Origin of the sequence: Streptomyces pactum (genome assembly GCF_002005225.1) — a bacterium.
Lineage (GTDB): Bacteria > Actinomycetota > Actinomycetes > Streptomycetales > Streptomycetaceae > Streptomyces > Streptomyces pactum_A.
The window spans coordinates 6,269,666-6,287,122 of sequence record NZ_CP019724.1; the positions used below are offsets into that span (position 1 = coordinate 6,269,666).

Sequence of the window (17,457 nt, forward strand, 5' to 3'; positions counted from 1 at the left end):
CACCGGAGGCAATAGGGTGGGAGGCGCCTGAAGCCTGCCCCTTCCCGCGCCCGGGACGGGGCGGCAGCCCGTTCGCTCCGCCCGTGCCCGAGGCGGTGCCGCGCCGAGGAGTCAACTGCCGTGTCGGACCCGATGCGCCCGCCCGTCTCCCAACCCCGCCCGCAAACGGCGTCGCCGCGCTCCGAGCCCTCGCGTTCCCGAGCCGCCCTCCGTACCGCCGTGGTCTGGGACGTCCTCCAGGACGCCCTCGACCGCAGGGTCAAGGCCACGGGCCGCCAGGCGCTGGACGTCCTGGACACCGGGGGCGGCAGCGGCAACTTCGCGGTGCCCGCGGCCCGCCTCGGCCACCGCGTCACCGTCGTCGACCCGAGCCCCAACGCCCTGTTCGCTCTGGAGCGCCGCGCCGCCGAGGCCGACGTCGCCGACCGCGTGCGAGGCGTCCAGGGAGACGCCCACGGCCTCTTCGACGTGGCTGAGCGCGGTGGCTACGACGTGGTGCTGTGCCACGGCGTCCTGGAGTACGTGGACGACCCCGCGGAGGGCATCCGCAACGTGGTGGACGCCCTGCGCGCCGAGGGCGTCCTGAGCCTGCTCGCCGCGGGGCTCGGCGGGGCCGTGCTCGCGCGCGCCCTGGCCGGCCACTTCACGGAGGCCAGGCAGGCCCTCGACGACCCGGATGGCCGCTGGGGCACGGGTGACCCCGTACCGCGCCGGTTCACCGCCGAACAGCTCACCGGACTGGTCGAGGCCGCGGGGCTTCGGATCGGCGCCGTGCACGGCGTGCGGGTCTTCGCCGATCTCGTCCCGGGAGTACTGGTGGACACCGAGCCCGGCGCCATGGAGGCGCTGCTGGAACTGGAGGCCGCGGCGGCCGAACTCGCCGCCTTCCATTCCGTGGCCACACAGCTTCACGTGCTCGGTGAGACACAGGGGACCCCGGAGGCGTGAGCCACCCGGTGGGGTAAGGCGCTGATCAGGGGCGCGACTGCAGATGGAGTACGCCACAGGCCCCCCGAACGGGGGCCAGTCGCCGTATGATCGAGGGAGACCGCCCGGCATGACGGGTCGGCCGCTGGGGAATGGGAACTTCAGCGAGCCGGCACGGCCATGACGGAGACCGGTTGGCCAATTGGCGTAGAGGGGCGGGTTTCACGGGGGCGATTCCCTGCCTATCCTGAAGAGACCCCCCCCGGGTCGCCCCGGCGACTGCACGATGAGGAGGACTCCGTGCCGCTCTCGGAGCACGAGCAGCGCATGCTCGAGCAGATGGAGCGAGCGCTGTACGCCGAAGATCCCAAGTTCGCGACAGCGCTCGAGGGAAGCGGGCTGCGTACGTACACCCGGCGACGGGTCTACCAGGCGGTCGCGGGCTTCCTCGTAGGTATTGCGCTCCTCATGGCCGGTATGGTCGCCCAGCAGGTCTGGCTCAGCGTGGTGGGTTTCCTCGTCATGCTGGGCTGCGCGGTGCTCGCCGTGACCGGCTGGCGCAAGGCACCGAAGCCGGGCGAGCAGCCGGCCGTTGGTGCCGGGCCGCAGGCGCGCCGTCAGCAACGGCAGAAGCGCTCCATGATGGACCGCATCGACGAGCGCTGGCAACGGCGCAGGGATGAGCAGCAGGGCGGCCAGTAGCCCCCGAGCCACCGCTCACCAGGACATACGCGTGAGGGGGTGACCACCGAGCAGGTGGTCACCCCCTCACGCGTACCTGTGCGCCGGGCGATCGGTTCGCTCAGCCGGAGCCGGAGCCGGAGCCGGAGCCGGAGCCGGAGCCGGAGCCGGAGCCGGAGCCCGGGCATCCGGCCGCCGGGGCAGCACCGCGCCCTGGGGTGCGCTCCCGGCCCGGACCGGCTCTCCGGGCCGCCGGCTCAGCCTCGCTACCCCGCCGGCTCAGCCCCGCTACCCCCGTCGGCTCGGCCTCGCTACCCCGCCGGCTCAGCCCCGCTACCCCCGTCGGCTCAGCCCCGCTACCCCGCCGGCTCAGCCCCGCTACCCCCGCTGGCTCAGCCCCGCTACCCCCGTCGGCTCGGCCTCGCTGCCCCGCCGGTGCAACCCTGCCGACCCCTGCCGACCGCGGCTGCCAGCAGCCCGGGTCCATCGCCCCCGCCCGTCGGTTCAGCCCCGCTGTCCCGACGGCTTCCGCAGCGTCGGCCGGGCCGCCGCGACCCGCTGTTTCAGGGCCGTCCACCGGGCCGACACAGTCCAGGCCACCCGTACGGTCGAACGCGGGGCGAACAGTGCGCGCAGCCGTGTGCCGCGGCTGACCGTGCCCCGCAGACCGGCGCTCACCCGGTGGACGTCCTCCGTGAGACCCGCCGCCAGGCGGGGCCGTGGCGCGTAGAGCACCTGCTCCACCGCGTCCGCCACCCGGTGCACCGCCGCCGCGGCCGTCGCGTCGAGCTGCCCGAGCCGGACGATCCGGGCCGCCGCCCTGCGCGGGGTCTGCGACTCCTCCGGCAGGATCCCGAAGTCCCATGCCGTGTCCGTCAGCTCCTGCCAGACCGCCAGTGTGTGCGGGCCCGCGTCCGCCTCGCCGCGACCATGCGCCCCCAGCCGTACCGACCGGGTACGCAGCCGCCACAGCATCGGCGCCAGCGGGATCAGCAGTACCGCGAGCCCGCCCAGAGCCCAGGCCGGCACCACGTACCACTTCGGCCCGTCGCCACCGGTGACCGGCACGGCCGCCGCGGACTCGTCGGCGCAGGCGTCCAGCTTCTTGTCCTGGGCCGTGCAGCTCTCGCTGGTCGAGGGCGCCGCCGACGGCTCGGCCTGCGGGTTCCGGGGCGGCAGGGCGGGGTCCGGTACCGAACTGCCCGGCGTCTCCGTCACGGTGTACGAGGGGGTCGAGCCACGCGTCGGCGTCGGCTCGAAGCGGGTCCACCCCACCCCCTCGAAGTACACCTCGGGCCAGGCGTGCGCGTCCCGCAGCCCCACCGAGACCGAGCCGTCGGCCTGCGGGGAACCCGGCGCGAAGCCGACCGCCACCCTCGCCGGGATGCCCAGGGAGCGGGCCATCGCGGCCATGGCGAAGGAGAAGTGGACGCAGAAGCCCTGCTTGTCCTCGAGGAAGCGGGCGATCGCCTGCGAGCCGCTGCCGACCTTGACCTGGGTGTCGTACTCGAAACCGCCGTTGATCGCGAAGTACTCCTGGAGCCTGACCGCCTGCTCGTAGGGGTTCGCCGCACCGGTGGTCACCTCCCGGGCGGTCCTGGACACCACCTCGGGCAGTGAGTCCGGCAGCTTGGTGTACTCCCGCTTCAGCGCCGTGGACGGCTGCGGCGCGGCGGCGAGCTGGTCCGCCGTCGGCTGTACGTTCAGACTCCGCACCTCGTAGGTGAGCCCGCGCGTGTTCTGGCCGTGGTCGCCGACGAGTGTCATGCCGACGGGCTCGTAGCGCCAGTTGCCCGCGACCCGTACGCCGCTCGGCGGGTACGGCATCGGCAGCCAGTCCTGGGCGTACCAGTCCGCGGCCGTGATGGTGGTGCGGGTCTCCGCGCGCTTGATGCCGGGGCCGAGGCCGGCGGGCGTGGGGAACGTGCCCTTCGGCACGGCGGTGATGTGCCGCTTGGACGGCTTCCAGGTGGTGCCGTCGAAGTCGTCCAGGGACACGATGCGCAGGTAGAGGTCCGATATCTCGTCCGAGTCCGTCTCCAGGGTGAGGACCTGCCGGTTCTCGTCGACGTTGAGACTGTCGCGCAGGGAGACCAGCGGGTTCACCGCGGAGATGGTGCCGCCGCCCCCGGTGCCCGAGCCGACGCCCGTCCTGGCGCTGTCCAGCAGCCCGCCGTTCATCGCCGGCAGGGCGAGCGGCACCACCAGGGCGATGCCCAGCGCGAACGCGCCGATGCGCCGCCCGGTGCGGACGGGGGCGACCACGCCGTTCTGCTCCCCGCCCGGGAAGCGTGGCGCGCCGCCGAAGACCCGGCCCCACTGCGAGAGCCGGTCCCGTCCCTCGGCCAGGAGCAGCATCAGATAGCCGGCCGCCGCGATCAGGAACCACAGCCAGTCGCCGCCGCCCTCGGACAGCCCGGCGGCCACCGAGTACAGCGCGAGCAGCGGCAGCCCGGCCGGGGCGGCGCTGCGGAAGGTCACCGCGAGGGTGTCCACCAGCAGCCCGATGACCAGGACACCGCCGACCATCATCAGCCGGATGCCGTCGGACTCCAGCGGTGCCGGGATCGCGTACCGGGCGATGTCGTCGCCGCCCTGTTGCAGCAGGTCGGCGAAGCGCTGGAAGGCCTGTGGGCCGGGAATCAGACCGGCGAGGGCCTGCTGCCGGGCGAAGACCAGGGTCAGGAGCAGCAGCGTGACCAGGGCCTGCGCGGCGATGGTCAGCGGCCGGGCCAGCGGCACCCGGCGTGCCGCCGCACCCACCGCGGACTGGATCGCCAGCAGGAGCGCGGCCTGCAGGATCCAGGTGGCCGGGTCGACCAGGGGCAGCATCGCGCACGCCGTCATCAAGGTGGCCGCCCACGCACACAGCGCCAGCCGCGCCCGTCCGCTCATCGCGTGCCCTCCCCGCCGCTCGCCGCCGCCAGGCCGGTGCGTTCGTGATCCGCCAGGCGCCACATCTCCTCCAGGGCGGTGCCCCGCGGCACGTTCACGGCACTCCAGCCCCCCTCGCGCAGCATCCGCAGCCGTTCCTCGCCCCTGTCCAACGGACCGGGCACGTCGGCCGGTTCCCGCGTCCAGGCCTCGCTGTCCAGGACGAAGGCGACGGCGCCACCGCTGCGCTGCCGCATCTTGGCGGCCACCGTGGCCTGCTCCTCGTCCAGGTCGCCGAAGAACGCCACCAGCAGCCCCTCGTTCCCGCCGCGCAGCACGTCGTACGCACTGGACAGGCCCGTGCCGTCGGAGTGGTCGATCACCGCGAGGGTGTCCATCATCAGCCCGGCCGCGTCGGCCGTGCCCTGGCTCGCGCCCGCGAAGCCGTCGGTGCCCTCGCCGGGCACCGAGTCGCCCGTGTCGGTGAGCAGCCGTACCGAGAAGCCCCGCTCCAGCATGTGCACCAGCACGGACGCCGCGCCCGACACCGCCCACTCGAAGGCCGAGTCGGGTCCCGCCCCCTCGAAGGCCAGGCCCCTGGTGTCCAGGAGCACCGTGCAGCGGGCGCGCTGCGGCTGCTCCTCGCGGCGCACCATCAGCTCGCCGTAGCGCGCGGTGGAGCGCCAGTGCACGCGGCGCAGGTCGTCGCCGTAGCGGTACCCGCGCGGGATCACGTCGTCGTCGCCCGCCAGCGCGAGCGAGCGCTGCCGTCCCTCGCCGTACCCCTTCGCCTCCCCGCTCAGCCGCACCGGCGGCAGCGCCTCCACGCGCGGGATCACCGTCAGGGTGTCGTACGTCGAGAAGGACCGGGTCAGCTCGCACAGCCCGAACGGGTCGGTCAGGCGCAGTTGGAGCGGCCCCAGCGGATAGCGGCCGCGCAGGTCCGAGCGGACCCGGTAGGACACCTCGCGGCGGCCGCCCGGCTCCACCCGGTCGAGCACGAAGCGGGGGCGCGGGCCGAGAACGTAGGGCACCCGGTCCTGGAGCATCAGCAGACCGGTGGGGAGCCGCGAGACGTTGTCGATGCGCAGGTGGACCCGGGCCTCACTGCCCGCGGGCACCCGCCCGGGAGAGAGCCGGCGGCTGCCCGCCACCCGGTAGCGCGTGCGGTAGAGCACGGTCGCGCAGATCAGCGGCAGCACGCCCAGCAGCAGCCCGACGCGGAGCAGGTCGCTCTGCCCGAGGACGTAGGCGCAGACCGCGGCGGCGACGCCGGCGGCCAGGAAGGAGCGCCCGCGGGTGGTCAGACCGGCCAGGGCGGTGCGGACGCCGCCGCCCTCGCCGCGGTCGTCGTCCGACCCGTCCGTCCCCCCGGCGTCCATCACAGCCTCCGCGGCGGTTGCTGGTTGTACGCCGGCGCGCCGCGGCCCACGCCCAAGCCCGTCTGCCGGGGTGCCGCGGGCACCGGTGTGCGCTGCAGGATCTCCTGGACGACCTGCTCGGCGGTGCGGCGGTTGAGCTGGGCCTGGGCGGTGGGCAGCAGGCGGTGGGCCAGCACGGCGACCGCGAGGGCCTGCACGTCGTCCGGCAGCGCGTACTCCCGGCCGCTCAGGGCGGCGGACGCCTTCGCCGCGCGCAGCAGGTGCAGCGTGGCGCGCGGTGAGGCGCCGAGTCTGAGGTCCGGGTGGGTGCGGGTGGCGGCGACCAGGTCCACGGCGTACCGCCGGACCGGGTCGGCGACGTGGACGCTCCGGACCCCCTCGATCAGCTTCAGGATGTCGTGCGCGTGCGCCACCGGCTGGAGGTCGTCCAGCGGATTCACCCCGCCGTGCACGTCGAGCATCTGCAGCTCGGCGTCCGGGCTGGGATAGCCGATGGAGACCCGCGCCATGAAGCGGTCGCGCTGGGCCTCCGGCAGCGGATAGGTGCCCTCCATCTCGACCGGGTTCTGCGTCGCCACCACCATGAAGGGGCTGGGCAGCTCGTAGGTCTGCCCGTCGATGGTGACCTGGCGTTCCTCCATCGACTCCAGCAGCGCGGACTGCGTCTTCGGCGAGGCGCGGTTGATCTCGTCGCCGATCACCACCTGCGCGAAGATCGCGCCCGGCTTGAATTCGAAGTCCCGGCGCTGCTGGTCCCAGATGGACACCCCGGTGATGTCCGAGGGCAGCAGGTCCGGCGTGAACTGGATCCGGCGCACGGAACAGTCGATGGACCGCGCCAGCGCCTTGGCCAGCATGGTCTTGCCGACTCCCGGGACGTCCTCGATCAACAGGTGGCCCTCGGCGAGCAGTACGGTCAGGGAGAGCCGCACGACCTCGGGCTTCCCCTCGATCACACCCTCCACCGAATCGCGCACCCGCTCGACCACAGCGGTCAGATCGTCCCCCACGCTCGCATACGCTCGCGCGGGGGCGCCCCCATGGCTCGCCTGGTCGTCATAGGTCGTCACCCGGCCCTCCTCGGCCTTTCCCCGCGCTTCCTGAGAAGCTGGGGTACCCCAACTTGCCGGGTCGGCCCCCGAACGCGGACCGGCCCACCCCGAATCACGGACGCCGCGCGGAAATAGTTCCGCGCGACACCACTTCCCGCATTCTCGCTGCCGTTACCGATTCGTGTCACTCGCCTGTGGACAACTGGCCGCGATATGTCGGGCCTTACGGCCTTTGCGACGCTTGCGCGGTGCGAGTCATCGGGGCGGGCGCCCGGATCAGACGGGGGTGACCTCGCGCAGCAGGCCCGTCTTCACGTCGAAGACGAAACCGCGTACGTCCTCGGTGTGCAGCAGGAACGGCGAGGTGCGCACCCGCTCGATCGACTGCCGCACGTCCTGGTCGACGTCGCGGAAGGACTCGACCGCCCACGCCGGGCGCTGGCCGACCTCCAGTTCCAGGTCGTGCCGGAACTCCTCCGTGATGGACTCCATGCCGCAGTTGGTGTGGTGGATGAGGGCCACACTGCGGGTGCCGAGCGCACGCTGGCTGATGGTGAGCGAGCGGATCACGTCGTCGGTGACGACACCGCCCGCGTTCCGGATGGTGTGGCAGTCACCGAGCTCCAGACCGAGCGCGGCGTGCAGGTCGAGGCGTGCGTCCATGCACGCCACGACGGCGACGCGCTGTACGGGACGGGCGTCCATCCCGGGATCGGCGAACGCGGCGGCGTAGCGCTCGTTCGCCTCGACGAGCCGGTCGGTGACGGTGTGCTCGCCGGCCGTGGCGGATCCGGAGCCGGCGGGTACCGATGCAGAAGTCGTCATATGCATGACGTTACTGGCCATCCCCCTTCACGTCCCGCCGTGAAGTGGGACAAAGAACGTCAGCCCTGTTTGTTGTGAGCCAATCCACAGGGGGTGCGAACGCGTCCGTGCGAGTGAAATGCGGCGCGACACCGGTTTGCGGACGCCGGCGTCCGCGACGCGCAGGCCGGTTGATTGACCGGGCGACACGGTGGACTAAAGTGACGCGAAGCGGGAGGCGAGGCTCTCCCCGCTGGACTGAAAACCCCGGAGAGCTGGGCGGTCCCGCCAGATCTCCCCACGTGCGCGGCGCGTACGTACGGCTCGGCCTCCTCCCGCTCCCGGCCGGCCGACGCTTTTGGCGCCGGCAGGCCTCCCCTTCACGAGCGAGCGGGAGGGGACCCGGCGGTGCGTGACGCCGCGCCGGACTTGAGAGGCCGCCCCACTTGAGCCAGAGTCGACATGTCCCGGTGATGCTCCAGCGGTGCCTGGACCTGCTGGCGCCCGCCCTCGAGGAGCCGGGCGCCGTGGTCGTCGACTGCACGCTCGGACTCGGCGGGCACAGCGAGGCGCTCCTCGCACGTTTCCCCGAGGCCCGGCTCGTCGCCCTCGACCGGGACAAGGAGGCCCTGCGCCTGTCCGGCGAGCGGCTCGCGCCGTACGGCGAGCGCGCCACCCTGGTGCACGCCGTCTACGACGAACTGCCCGACGTACTCGACCGGCTCGGCGTCCCGCGCGTCCAAGGCGTGCTGTTCGACCTCGGCGTCTCCTCGATGCAGCTCGACGAGGCGGACCGCGGCTTCGCCTACGCCCAGGACGCCCCACTCGACATGCGCATGGACCAGACGACCGGCATGAGCGCCGCCGAGGTCCTCAACACGTACCCGCCGGGTGAACTCGTCCGCATCCTGCGGGCGTACGGCGAGGAGAAGCAGGCCAAGCGGATCGTCTCGGCGATCGTGCGCGAGCGCGACAAGGAGCCGTTCAGCAACAGCGCGCGCCTCGTGGAGCTGATCCGTGCCGCACTGCCGCAGGCCGCCAAGCGCACCGGCGGCAACCCGGCCAAGCGCACCTTCCAGGCCCTGCGCATCGAGGTCAACGGCGAGCTGTCCGTTCTGGAGCGGGCGATCCCGGCCGCCGTCGAGGCCCTCGACGTGGGCGGGCGGATCGCCGTGCTGTCGTACCACTCGCTGGAGGACCGGCTGGTCAAGCAGGTCTTCGCGGCCGGCGCGGCCAACACCGCGCCCCCCGGGCTTCCGGTCGTCCCCGAACGCTACGCGCCCAGGCTCAAGCTGCTCACGCGCGGTGCCGAACTTCCCACCGAGGAGGAGATCGCCGAGAACCGGCGGGCGGCACCGGCACGGCTGCGCGGAGCCCAGCGCATCAGGGAGTCCATCGGGTGAAGCGAGTGAGCAGGCCGGGCACGGGTGCGGGCGGCCCACCCGGGCCGAGGGGAGGGCGAGTGAGCAGGAAACCCGAACTGAAGGGGAGGGCGGCCCGGCTCGCCCAGATGCTCCCGCCGGGCGGCCCGCGCGGCCAGGCGGCCCGGGCGCCCTTCGTCCTCCTCGTGGTCGTCCTCCTGGGGGGCGGCCTCATCGGCCTCCTGGTGCTGAACTCCGCCCTGAGCGAGGGCTCCTTCCAACTGGACGACCTGAAACAGCGGACGAAGGAGCTCACCGACGAGGAGCAGGCGCTCCAGCGGGACATCGACGCCTACTCCGCCCCCCGCGCCCTCCAGCACCGCGCCCGCGAGCTGGGCATGGTGCCCGGCGGCGACCCCGCCTTCCTCGCCCCCGACGGCACCGTCAAGGGCTCGCCCAGCCCCGCGCCCGCCGCCGCCTCCGCGCCACTGGTCCTCGCCCCCGAGGCGCTGACCGCACCCCCGGACAGCGCGTCTGCCGCCGGCACCGATCCGGCCGCCACCCCCAGCACCGCGGCCACGCCCTCCGCGGCAGCCACCTCCACGACGGCGGCCACGACCACCCCGACCACCCCGACCCCGACTCCCGGCAGGTGACGGAAGTGTCCGACAGGGAACCGCCGCGCCGCCGCGTGCCCGGCCCCGCGAGGCCCGTCCGGCAGGGCGGACGGCGGCAGCCCGGCCCCGGCGCCCGGCCCGCCCGCCGACCGGGCCCGCCCCGGCCCGCCGCGCCCCGCGCCATCCGGCTGGGCAGTCCCCGCCCCCGGCTGCGCATGATCGGCCTCGCGCTGACCCTGGTGATGTCCGCCTTCGTCGTACGGCTGCTCCAGGTGCAGGCCGTCGACGCCGGCACCTACTCCGCCAAGGCCGAGCGCAACCGCTACGTCGTCCACACGCTGCCCGCCGAACGCGGCGGGATCACCGACCGCAACGGCGTGGCCCTCGCGACCACCGTGGACGCCTACGACATCACGGCCGACCCCACGATGTTCACCCGGGAGCAGCTCGAGGTCGGCGACGGCCCCGAGCAGGCGGCGGCGCTTCTCGCGCCCATCCTCGGCGAGGACCAGGAGGACCTGGTCGACGTGCTCCGCCCGGAGAACGAGGAACTGCGCTACGTCCGCCTCGCCCGCCGGCAGACCCCACAGGTCTGGAACCAGATCAAGGACCTGAAGACCGCGCTCACCAAGAAGGCGGAGACGGACAAGTCCGTGGTCAACGTCCTCGCGGGCGTCTTCGCCGACCCCAGCAGCAAGCGCGTGTACCCGGGCGGCGACCTCGCCGCCGGCATCCTCGGCTGGGTCGGCGCGGACGGCAAGGGCGGCGGCGGTCTGGAACGGAAGCTGAACGAGACGCTGGCCGGCAAGGACGGCAAGATCCGCTACGCGCAGTCCGGCGGCCGCCAGGTGCCCACCGCCGGGTCCACCGAGACGCCGGCCGTGCCCGGCAGCGACGTCGAGCTCACCATCGACCGCGACATCCAGTGGGCCGCGCAGCACGCCATCAGCACGCAGGTGGAGAAGTCGAAGGCGGACGGCGGCTACGTCATCGTCCAGGACACGGCCACCGGCGAGATCCTCGCCATGGCCAACTCGCCCGGCTTCGATCCGGGCGACCTCGCCCACGCCGATCCGGACGCGCTCGGCAACGCCGCCCTCCAGGACGCCTTCGAGCCCGGTTCCACCGCCAAGGTGATGTCGATGGCGGCCGTGCTGGAGGAGAAAGCCGCCACGCCGATGACCCACCTCACCATCCCGAACCGCCTCAAGCGCGGCGACCGGCTCTTCAAGGACGACGTGGACCACCCCACCTGGTACCTCACGCTCAACGGCGTGCTCGCCAAGTCCAGCAACATCGGCACGATCATGGCCACCGGCGAACTCGGCAAGACGCAGGAGGAGGCCAACAAGGTGCTCTACTCCTATCTGCGCAAGTTCGGCCTCGGCGGCTACAGCGGGCTCGGCTTCCCCGGCGAGACCAAGGGCATCCTCGCGCCGCCCGACCAGTGGTCGACCTCGCAGCAGTACACGATTCCTTTCGGCCAGGGCGTCTCCGTGAACGCGCTCCAGGCGGCCTCCGTGTACTCGACCATCGCCAACGGCGGCCTCCGCGTCGAACCCACGCTCGTGCGCGGCACCAAGGCGGACGACGGGCGCTTCACCCCGGCTCCCGAACCCAAGAAGACCCGCGTGATCAGCGAGAAGACGGCGAAGACCCTTTCGCGGATGCTGGAGTCCGTCGTCGACGACGAAGAGGGCACCGGCACCAAGGCCCGCATCCCCGGCTACCGCGTCGCGGGCAAGACGGGCACGGCCAACCGGGTGGATCCGGCCACCGGCAAGTACAAGGGATACACCTCGTCGTTCGCCGGGTTCGCCCCCGCCGACAAGCCCCGCGTCACCGTCTACTGCGCCATCCAGAACGCCACCGAGGGCAGCTACTTCGGCGGCCAGATCTGCGGCCCCATCTACAAGCAGGTCATGGAGTTCGCCCTGAAGACCCTTCAGGTCCCGCCGACCGGGGCCGACCCCGCGAATCTCCCGGTCACCTTCAAACCCTGACCAGCACCGAGCAGACCCCGACGAGCGAGCAGCCCGACCAGCCCGACCAGCACCGAGCAGACCCCGACCAGCCGCGAGCCAGTACCGAGCCAGCGCCGATTCAGTACCGAGCCACCAGGAACCACCCGTGACAACGATCACCCCCGACCCCGGGAACCAGAGCACCCCCCGCCCCTCACTTCGCCCGGAAGCGGGTACGCCCGGTACGCTCACCGCCGTGCCACACGCTGATCAGTCCCAAACCACCCAGAAGGGCCACCCCGTGACCTACCCGGGACCGCCCCGGCCGGCGCAGATCTCCGCCACATCCCTCGCGGAACTCGCCGGTCAACTGGGTGTCACCGCGCCGGACAGCACCGCAGGGGTCACGGGCATCACCCATGACTCGCGCGCCGTCCGCCCAGGTGACCTGTACGCCGCCCTCCCCGGAGCCCGCGCCCACGGCGCCGACTTCGTCACCCAGGCCGCCGGCCTCGGCGCCGCCGCCGTGCTGACCGACGCGTCCGGCGCGGAGCGCGTGGCCGCCACCGGGCTGCCGGTGCTCGTCGTCGACGACCCGCGCGCGCGGATGGGCGAGCTGGCGGCCACGATCTACGGCCACCCCGGCCGGGATCTCCTCCAGATCGGCATCACCGGCACCTCCGGCAAGACCACCACCGCCTACCTCGTCGAGGGCGGCCTGCGCACGGCGAAGTCCACCGGGCTCATCGGCACGGTCGAGATGCGCATCGGCGACGAGCGCATCAAGTCCGAGCGCACCACGCCCGAGGCCACCGACCTCCAGGCCCTCTTCGCGGTGATGCGCGAGCGCGGCACCGAGGCGGTCGCCATGGAGGTCTCCAGCCACGCCCTGGTGCTCGGCCGGGTCGACGCCTGCGTCTTCGACATCGCGGTCTTCACCAACCTCAGCCCGGAGCACATGGAGTTCCACGCCGGCATGGAGGACTACTTCCAGGCCAAGGCCCAGCTCTTCACGCCGGAGCGCAGCAGGCTCGGCGTCGTCAACGTCGACGACGAGTACGGGCGCCGTCTCGCGAACGAGGCCACCGTCCCGGTCGTCACCTACTCCGCCGAGGGCCACCCGGACGCCGACTGGCGCGCCGACGAGGTCGAGGTGGGCTCGCTGGACTCGACGTTCACCGTGTTCGGGCCGAAGGGCGAGCGGATCGCCGCCAAGTCGCCGCTGGCCGGCCCGTTCAACGTGGCGAACACCCTCGCCGCTATCGTCGCCCTCGCCGCCGCCGGCCTCGACGCGCAGGCCGCCGCCGACGGTGTCGCCGCGGTGCCGGGCGTGCCGGGCCGCCTGGAGCGCGTGGACGAGGGCCAGCCCTACTTCGCGGTGGTCGACTACGCCCACAAGACCGACGCGGTCGAATCCGTCCTCAGGGCGCTCCGCAAGGTCACCGAGGGCAAAGTGCACGCCGTGCTCGGCTGCGGCGGCGACCGGGACACCACCAAGCGGGAGCCGATGGGCGCCGCCGTGGCCCGGTTCGCCGACACCGCCGTACTGACCTCCGACAACCCCCGCTCCGAGGACCCCCTCGCGATCCTCGCCACCATGCTCCAGGGCGCGGCGTCCGTGCCCGCGCACGAGCGCGGCGAGGTCCAGGTCTTCGAGGACCGGGCCGCCGCGATCGCCGCCGCCGTCGCCCGGGCCCGGCCCGGCGACACCGTGCTGGTGGCGGGCAAGGGCCACGAGCAGGGCCAGGACATCGCCGGGGTGGTCCGTCCCTTCGACGACCGCCAGGTGCTTCGCGAAGCCATCCGGAAGACCCAGGGATGAGATTCCGAATGATCCAGATGATCCAGGGGATGAACTTGTGATCGCCCTCTCTCTCGCCGAGATCGCAGAAGTCGTCGGCGGGCGGATGCACGACATACCGGACGCGTCCGCGCAGGTCACCGGGCCGGTCGTCCGGGACTCGCGGGAAGCGGGGCCCGGCAGCCTCTTCGTCGCCTTCGCGGGCGAGCGGGCGGACGGCCACGACTTCGCGCCGGCGGTCGTCGAGGCGGGCGCGGTGGCCGTGCTCGGCTCCCGCCCCGTCGGCGTGCCCGCGATCGTCGTGGACGACGTCCAGGCCGCCCTCGGCGCCCTCGCCCGGCACGTCGTCCGGCGCCTCGGCACCACCCTCGTGGCCCTCACCGGGTCCGCCGGCAAGACCAGCACCAAGGACCTCATCGCCCAGGTGCTGCGCCGCAAGGCGCCCACGGTCTTCACGCCCGGCTCCCTGAACAACGAGATCGGGCTGCCGCTCACCGCGCTCACTGCCACCGAGGAGACGAAGTTCCTCGTCCTGGAGATGGGCGCCCGCGGCATCGGCCACATCCGCTACCTCGCCGAGCTGACCCCGCCGAAGGTCGGCCTCGTCCTCAACGTCGGCTCCGCGCACATCGGCGAGTTCGGCGGCCGGGAGCAGATCGCCCAGGCCAAGGGCGAGCTCGTCGAGGCGCTGCCGCCCGCCGAAGAGGGCGGCGCCGCGATCCTCAACGCGGACGATCCCCTCGTACGCGCCATGGCCTCCCGAACGAAGGCGAAGGTGATCCTTTTCGGAGAGTCCGACGAAGCGGACGTGTCCGCCGAGAACGTGCGACTCACGGACAGCGGACAGCCTTCCTTCAGGCTTCACACACCCTCCGGTGCAAGCGATGTGACCATGCGCCTGTACGGTGAGCACCACGTGTCGAACGCGCTCGCCGCGGCCGCCGTCGCCCACGAGTTGGGCATGTCCGCAGACGAGATCGCCACCGCGCTCTCCGAGGCGGGCTCCCTCTCCCGCTGGCGGATGGAGGTCACCGAGCGCCCGGACGGCGTGACGGTCGTCAACGACGCCTACAACGCGAACCCCGAGTCCATGCGAGCCGCCCTGCGCGCGCTCGTGGCGATGGGCAAGGGGCGTCGTACGTGGGCGGTGCTCGGCAAGATGGCCGAGCTCGGGGACGAGGCGCTCGCCGAGCACGACGCGGTCGGGCGGCTCGCCGTCCGGCTCAACGTCAGCAAGCTCGTCGCGGTCGGGGGCAGGGAAGCCCGATGGCTGCAACTGGGCGCATATAACGAGGGTTCGTGGGGTGAGGAGTCGGTGCACGTGTCCGACGCACAGGCGGCGGTCGACCTGTTGCGCAGCGAGTTGCGCCCAGGGGACGTCGTGCTCGTGAAGGCGTCCCGTTCGGTGGGTCTGGAGAGCGTCGCGACGGCGCTGCTCGAGACCGGCGCCGAGGGTGAGGTTGCCGCCCGATGATGAAGCAGATCCTGTTCGCGGGAGTCATTGGCCTCTTCCTGACGCTGGTCGGCACTCCGCTGCTGATCAAGCTTCTGGCCCGCAAGGGCTACGGCCAGTACATCCGCGACGACGGCCCGCGCGAGCACGCCAGCAAGCGCGGTACGCCGACGATGGGCGGTATCGCCTTCATCTTCGCCACGGTCGCCGCCTACTTCCTGGCCAAGGTGATCACCAGCTACCTGGACCCGAAGACGGACGCGGGTCCGACCTTCTCGGGTCTGCTGGTGCTCGGCCTGATGGTGGGCATGGGCCTGGTCGGCTTCCTCGACGACTACATCAAGATCGTCAAGAGGCGTTCGCTGGGTCTGCGGGCCAAGGCGAAGATGGCCGGCCAGCTCATCGTGGGCATCGGCTTCGCGGTGCTCTCGCTGCAGTTCGCGGACAACCGCGGCAACACCCCGGCGTCCACCAAGCTGTCGTTCATCACCGACTTCGGCTGGTCGATCGGCCCGGTGCTGTTCGTCATCTGGGCGCTGTTCATGATCCTCGCGATGTCGAACGGCGTGAACCTGACCGACGGTCTGGACGGTCTGGCCACCGGCGCCTCCGTCCTGGTCTTCGGTGCCTACACCTTCATCGGCGTCTGGCAGTTCCAGGAGTCCTGCGCCAACGCGCTGACCCTGACCAACCCGGGCGCCTGCTACGAGGTACGAGATCCCCTCGACCTCGCGGTGGTCGCGTCCGCCCTGATGGGCGCCTGCCTCGGCTTCCTGTGGTGGAACACCTCGCCGGCCAAGATCTTCATGGGCGACACCGGTTCGCTCGCGCTCGGCGGTGTGCTCGCGGGTCTGGCGATCTGCTCGCGCACCGAGCTGCTGATGGCCATCCTCGGCGGTCTGTTCGTCCTGATCACCATGTCGGTGGTCATCCAGGTCGGCTCCTTCCGCCTCACCGGCAAGCGGGTCTTCCGGATGGCGCCACTCCAGCACCACTTCGAACTCAAAGGCTGGTCCGAGGTCCTTGTCGTGGTCCGATTCTGGATCATCCAGGGCATCTGTGTGATCGTCGGACTGGGCCTCTTCTACGCGGGATGGGCAGCGGACAAGTGACCTCCTCCTCGGTGCCCTTCGCCTTCCGGGGCAAGCACGTCACCGTCGCCGGACTCGGTGTCTCCGGCATCCCGGCGGCCAAGGTCCTGCACGGCCTCGGCGCCCGCGTGACCGTCGTCAACGACGGCGACGACGAGCGCGCGCGGGCGCAGGCGGCCGAGCTGGAGCCGCTCGGCGTCACCGTGCGCCTCGGCGACGGCGCGACCCTGCCCGAGGGCACCGAGCTGATCGTCACCGCGCCCGGCTGGAAGCCGGACAAGCCGCTGTTCACCGCGGCGCGCGAGGCCGGCGTCCCCGTCTGGGGCGACGTCGAACTGGCCTGGCGCCTGCGCAGCCCGGACTCCGCGCCCTGGCTGGCGGTCACCGGCACCAACGGCAAGACCACCACCGTCCAGATGCTGGCGTCGATCCTGAAGGCCGCCGGCCTGCGCACCGCCGCCGTCGGCAACATCGGCGTCTCCCTGCTGGACGCGGTCACCGGTGACGAGGAGTACGACGTCCTGGCCGTGGAGCTGTCCAGCTACCAGCTCCACTGGGCGCCCTCACTGCGCGCCCACTCGGCCGCCGTGCTCAACCTCGCCCCCGACCACCTCGACTGGCACGGCTCCATGGAGGCCTACGCCGCCGACAAGGGCCGTATCTACGAGGGCAATCGCGTCGCCTGCGTCTACAACGCCGACGCCACCGACAAGCCGTCCACCGAGGACCTGGTCCGCGAGGCGGACGTCGAGGAGGGCTGCCGGGCGATCGGCTTCACCCTGGGCACTCCGGCGCCGGGTCAACTCGGCGTCGTGGAGGGCATCCTGGTCGACCGCGCCTTCGTCGAGGACCGGCAGAAGAACGCCCAGGAACTCGCCGAGGTCTCCGACGTCAACCCGTCGGCCCCGCACAACATCGCCAACGCCCTTGCCGCCGCCGCCCTCGCCCGTGCCTTCGGCGTCCCCGCCGCGGCCGTACGGGACGGGTTGCGGGCCTTCACGCCGGACGCCCACCGCATCGCGCACGTGGCCGACGTCGACGGGGTGGCGTACGTGGACGACTCCAAGGCCACCAACACCCACGCCACCGAGGCCTCCTTGGCGGCGTACGAGTCGATCGTCTGGATCGCCGGCGGGCTGGCCAAGGGGGCGACCTTCGACGAACTGGTCGCCGGAGCCGCGAAGCGCCTGCGCGGTGCCGTCCTGATCGGCGCCGACCGCGCACTGATCCGCGAAGCCCTGGCGCGACACGCCCCCGAAGTACCCGTGGTCGACCTGGACCGGACCGACACTGGTGCGATGCTCCAGGCCGTCCAGGAGGCCCGGCGACTCGCCCGGCCCGGCGACACGGTGCTGCTGGCCCCGGCCTGTGCCTCCATGGATATGTTCACCAACTACAACAAGCGCGGTGACGCGTTCGCGGAGGCCGTTCGCGAACTCGGCACCTGACC

Annotated in this window: 13 protein-coding genes; 9 read left to right on the plus strand and 4 right to left on the minus strand. The window is 72.4% G+C overall.

What is annotated here, in order from left to right; translation table 11 throughout:
- Positions 1-120 precede the first annotated feature (120 nt).
- Both B1H29_RS26835 and B1H29_RS26840 read left to right on the plus strand, forming a co-directional pair.
- Positions 121-948, plus strand: a complete 828-nt coding sequence (locus tag B1H29_RS26835; RefSeq protein ID WP_055416492.1) for a methyltransferase — start codon at positions 121-123, stop codon at positions 946-948.
- Between the two features lie 279 nt (positions 949-1,227).
- Positions 1,228-1,629: a spore wall synthesis complex protein gene (locus B1H29_RS26840; protein WP_055416491.1), complete on the plus strand. Its 402-nt coding sequence runs from the start codon at positions 1,228-1,230 to the stop codon at positions 1,627-1,629.
- 483 nt (positions 1,630-2,112) lie between these two features.
- Here B1H29_RS26840 and B1H29_RS26845 read toward each other — a convergent pair whose 3' ends face one another.
- The 4 genes from B1H29_RS26845 to B1H29_RS26860 all read right to left on the minus strand — a co-directional run bounded on the left by B1H29_RS26845 (position 2,113) and on the right by B1H29_RS26860 (position 7,741).
- Positions 2,113-4,503 carry a transglutaminase TgpA family protein gene (locus B1H29_RS26845; protein ID WP_055416490.1) on the minus strand — a complete coding sequence of 797 codons (2,391 nt, stop codon included), beginning with the start codon at positions 4,501-4,503 and terminating at the stop codon, positions 2,113-2,115.
- On the minus strand, positions 4,500-5,864 hold the full coding sequence (locus B1H29_RS26850) for a DUF58 domain-containing protein (protein WP_055416489.1): 1,365 nt from the start codon (positions 5,862-5,864) through the stop codon (positions 4,500-4,502). The genes B1H29_RS26845 and B1H29_RS26850 overlap by 4 nt, the downstream gene beginning before the upstream one ends.
- A complete protein-coding gene (locus B1H29_RS26855; protein ID WP_409350892.1) occupies positions 5,864-6,934 on the minus strand; it encodes an AAA family ATPase in 1,071 nt (356 codons plus the stop codon). Before B1H29_RS26855 ends, B1H29_RS26850 begins: the two co-directional genes overlap by 1 nt.
- Before the next feature lie 258 nt (positions 6,935-7,192).
- Positions 7,193-7,741, minus strand: coding sequence for a beta-class carbonic anhydrase (locus B1H29_RS26860; protein ID WP_055416487.1), 549 nt, complete (start codon positions 7,739-7,741; stop codon positions 7,193-7,195).
- A gap of 425 nt (positions 7,742-8,166) precedes the next feature.
- Here B1H29_RS26860 and rsmH point away from each other — a divergent pair, with 425 nt between their 5' ends.
- The 7 genes from rsmH (at position 8,167) to murD (ending at position 17,455) form a co-directional block, all read left to right on the plus strand.
- Positions 8,167-9,123, plus strand: a complete 957-nt coding sequence (rsmH, locus tag B1H29_RS26865) for a 16S rRNA (cytosine(1402)-N(4))-methyltransferase RsmH (RefSeq protein ID WP_079160484.1) — start codon at positions 8,167-8,169, stop codon at positions 9,121-9,123.
- A 59-nt stretch (positions 9,124-9,182) separates the two neighbouring features.
- Complete coding sequence (locus tag B1H29_RS26870) at positions 9,183-9,737, plus strand: hypothetical protein (protein WP_055416485.1); 555 nt, start codon at positions 9,183-9,185, stop codon at positions 9,735-9,737.
- Positions 9,734-11,701 (plus strand): peptidoglycan D,D-transpeptidase FtsI family protein, encoded by a 1,968-nt coding sequence (locus B1H29_RS26875; protein ID WP_079160486.1) that lies wholly within the window; start codon positions 9,734-9,736, stop codon positions 11,699-11,701. The genes B1H29_RS26870 and B1H29_RS26875 overlap by 4 nt, the downstream gene beginning before the upstream one ends.
- Before the next feature lie 262 nt (positions 11,702-11,963).
- Positions 11,964-13,484, plus strand: coding sequence for a UDP-N-acetylmuramoyl-L-alanyl-D-glutamate--2,6-diaminopimelate ligase (locus B1H29_RS26880; RefSeq protein ID WP_055416484.1), 1,521 nt, complete (start codon positions 11,964-11,966; stop codon positions 13,482-13,484).
- Positions 13,485-13,521: 37 nt separating this feature from the next.
- Positions 13,522-14,937: a UDP-N-acetylmuramoyl-tripeptide--D-alanyl-D-alanine ligase gene (locus B1H29_RS26885; RefSeq protein ID WP_055416483.1), complete on the plus strand. Its 1,416-nt coding sequence runs from the start codon at positions 13,522-13,524 to the stop codon at positions 14,935-14,937.
- Positions 14,937-16,028 (plus strand): phospho-N-acetylmuramoyl-pentapeptide-transferase, encoded by a 1,092-nt coding sequence (mraY, locus tag B1H29_RS26890; RefSeq protein WP_055417690.1) that lies wholly within the window; start codon positions 14,937-14,939, stop codon positions 16,026-16,028. Before B1H29_RS26885 ends, mraY begins: the two co-directional genes overlap by 1 nt.
- 11 nt (positions 16,029-16,039) lie before the next feature.
- Positions 16,040-17,455 (plus strand): UDP-N-acetylmuramoyl-L-alanine--D-glutamate ligase, encoded by a 1,416-nt coding sequence (gene murD / locus B1H29_RS26895; RefSeq protein ID WP_079160867.1) that lies wholly within the window; start codon positions 16,040-16,042, stop codon positions 17,453-17,455.
- Positions 17,456-17,457 lie beyond the last annotated feature (2 nt).

Excerpts from the sequence above, each read along its gene's own strand:
- B1H29_RS26845 (WP_055416490.1), bottom strand. The coding sequence starts at position 4,503 with ATGAGCGGACGGGCGCGGCTGGCGCTGTGTGCGTGGGCGGCCACCTTG.
- mraY (WP_055417690.1), top strand. The coding sequence starts at position 14,937 with ATGAAGCAGATCCTGTTCGCGGGAGTCATTGGCCTCTTCCTGACGCTG.
- B1H29_RS26860 (WP_055416487.1), bottom strand. The coding sequence starts at position 7,741 with ATGACGACTTCTGCATCGGTACCCGCCGGCTCCGGATCCGCCACGGCC.
- B1H29_RS26850 (WP_055416489.1), bottom strand. The coding sequence starts at position 5,864 with ATGGACGCCGGGGGGACGGACGGGTCGGACGACGACCGCGGCGAGGGC.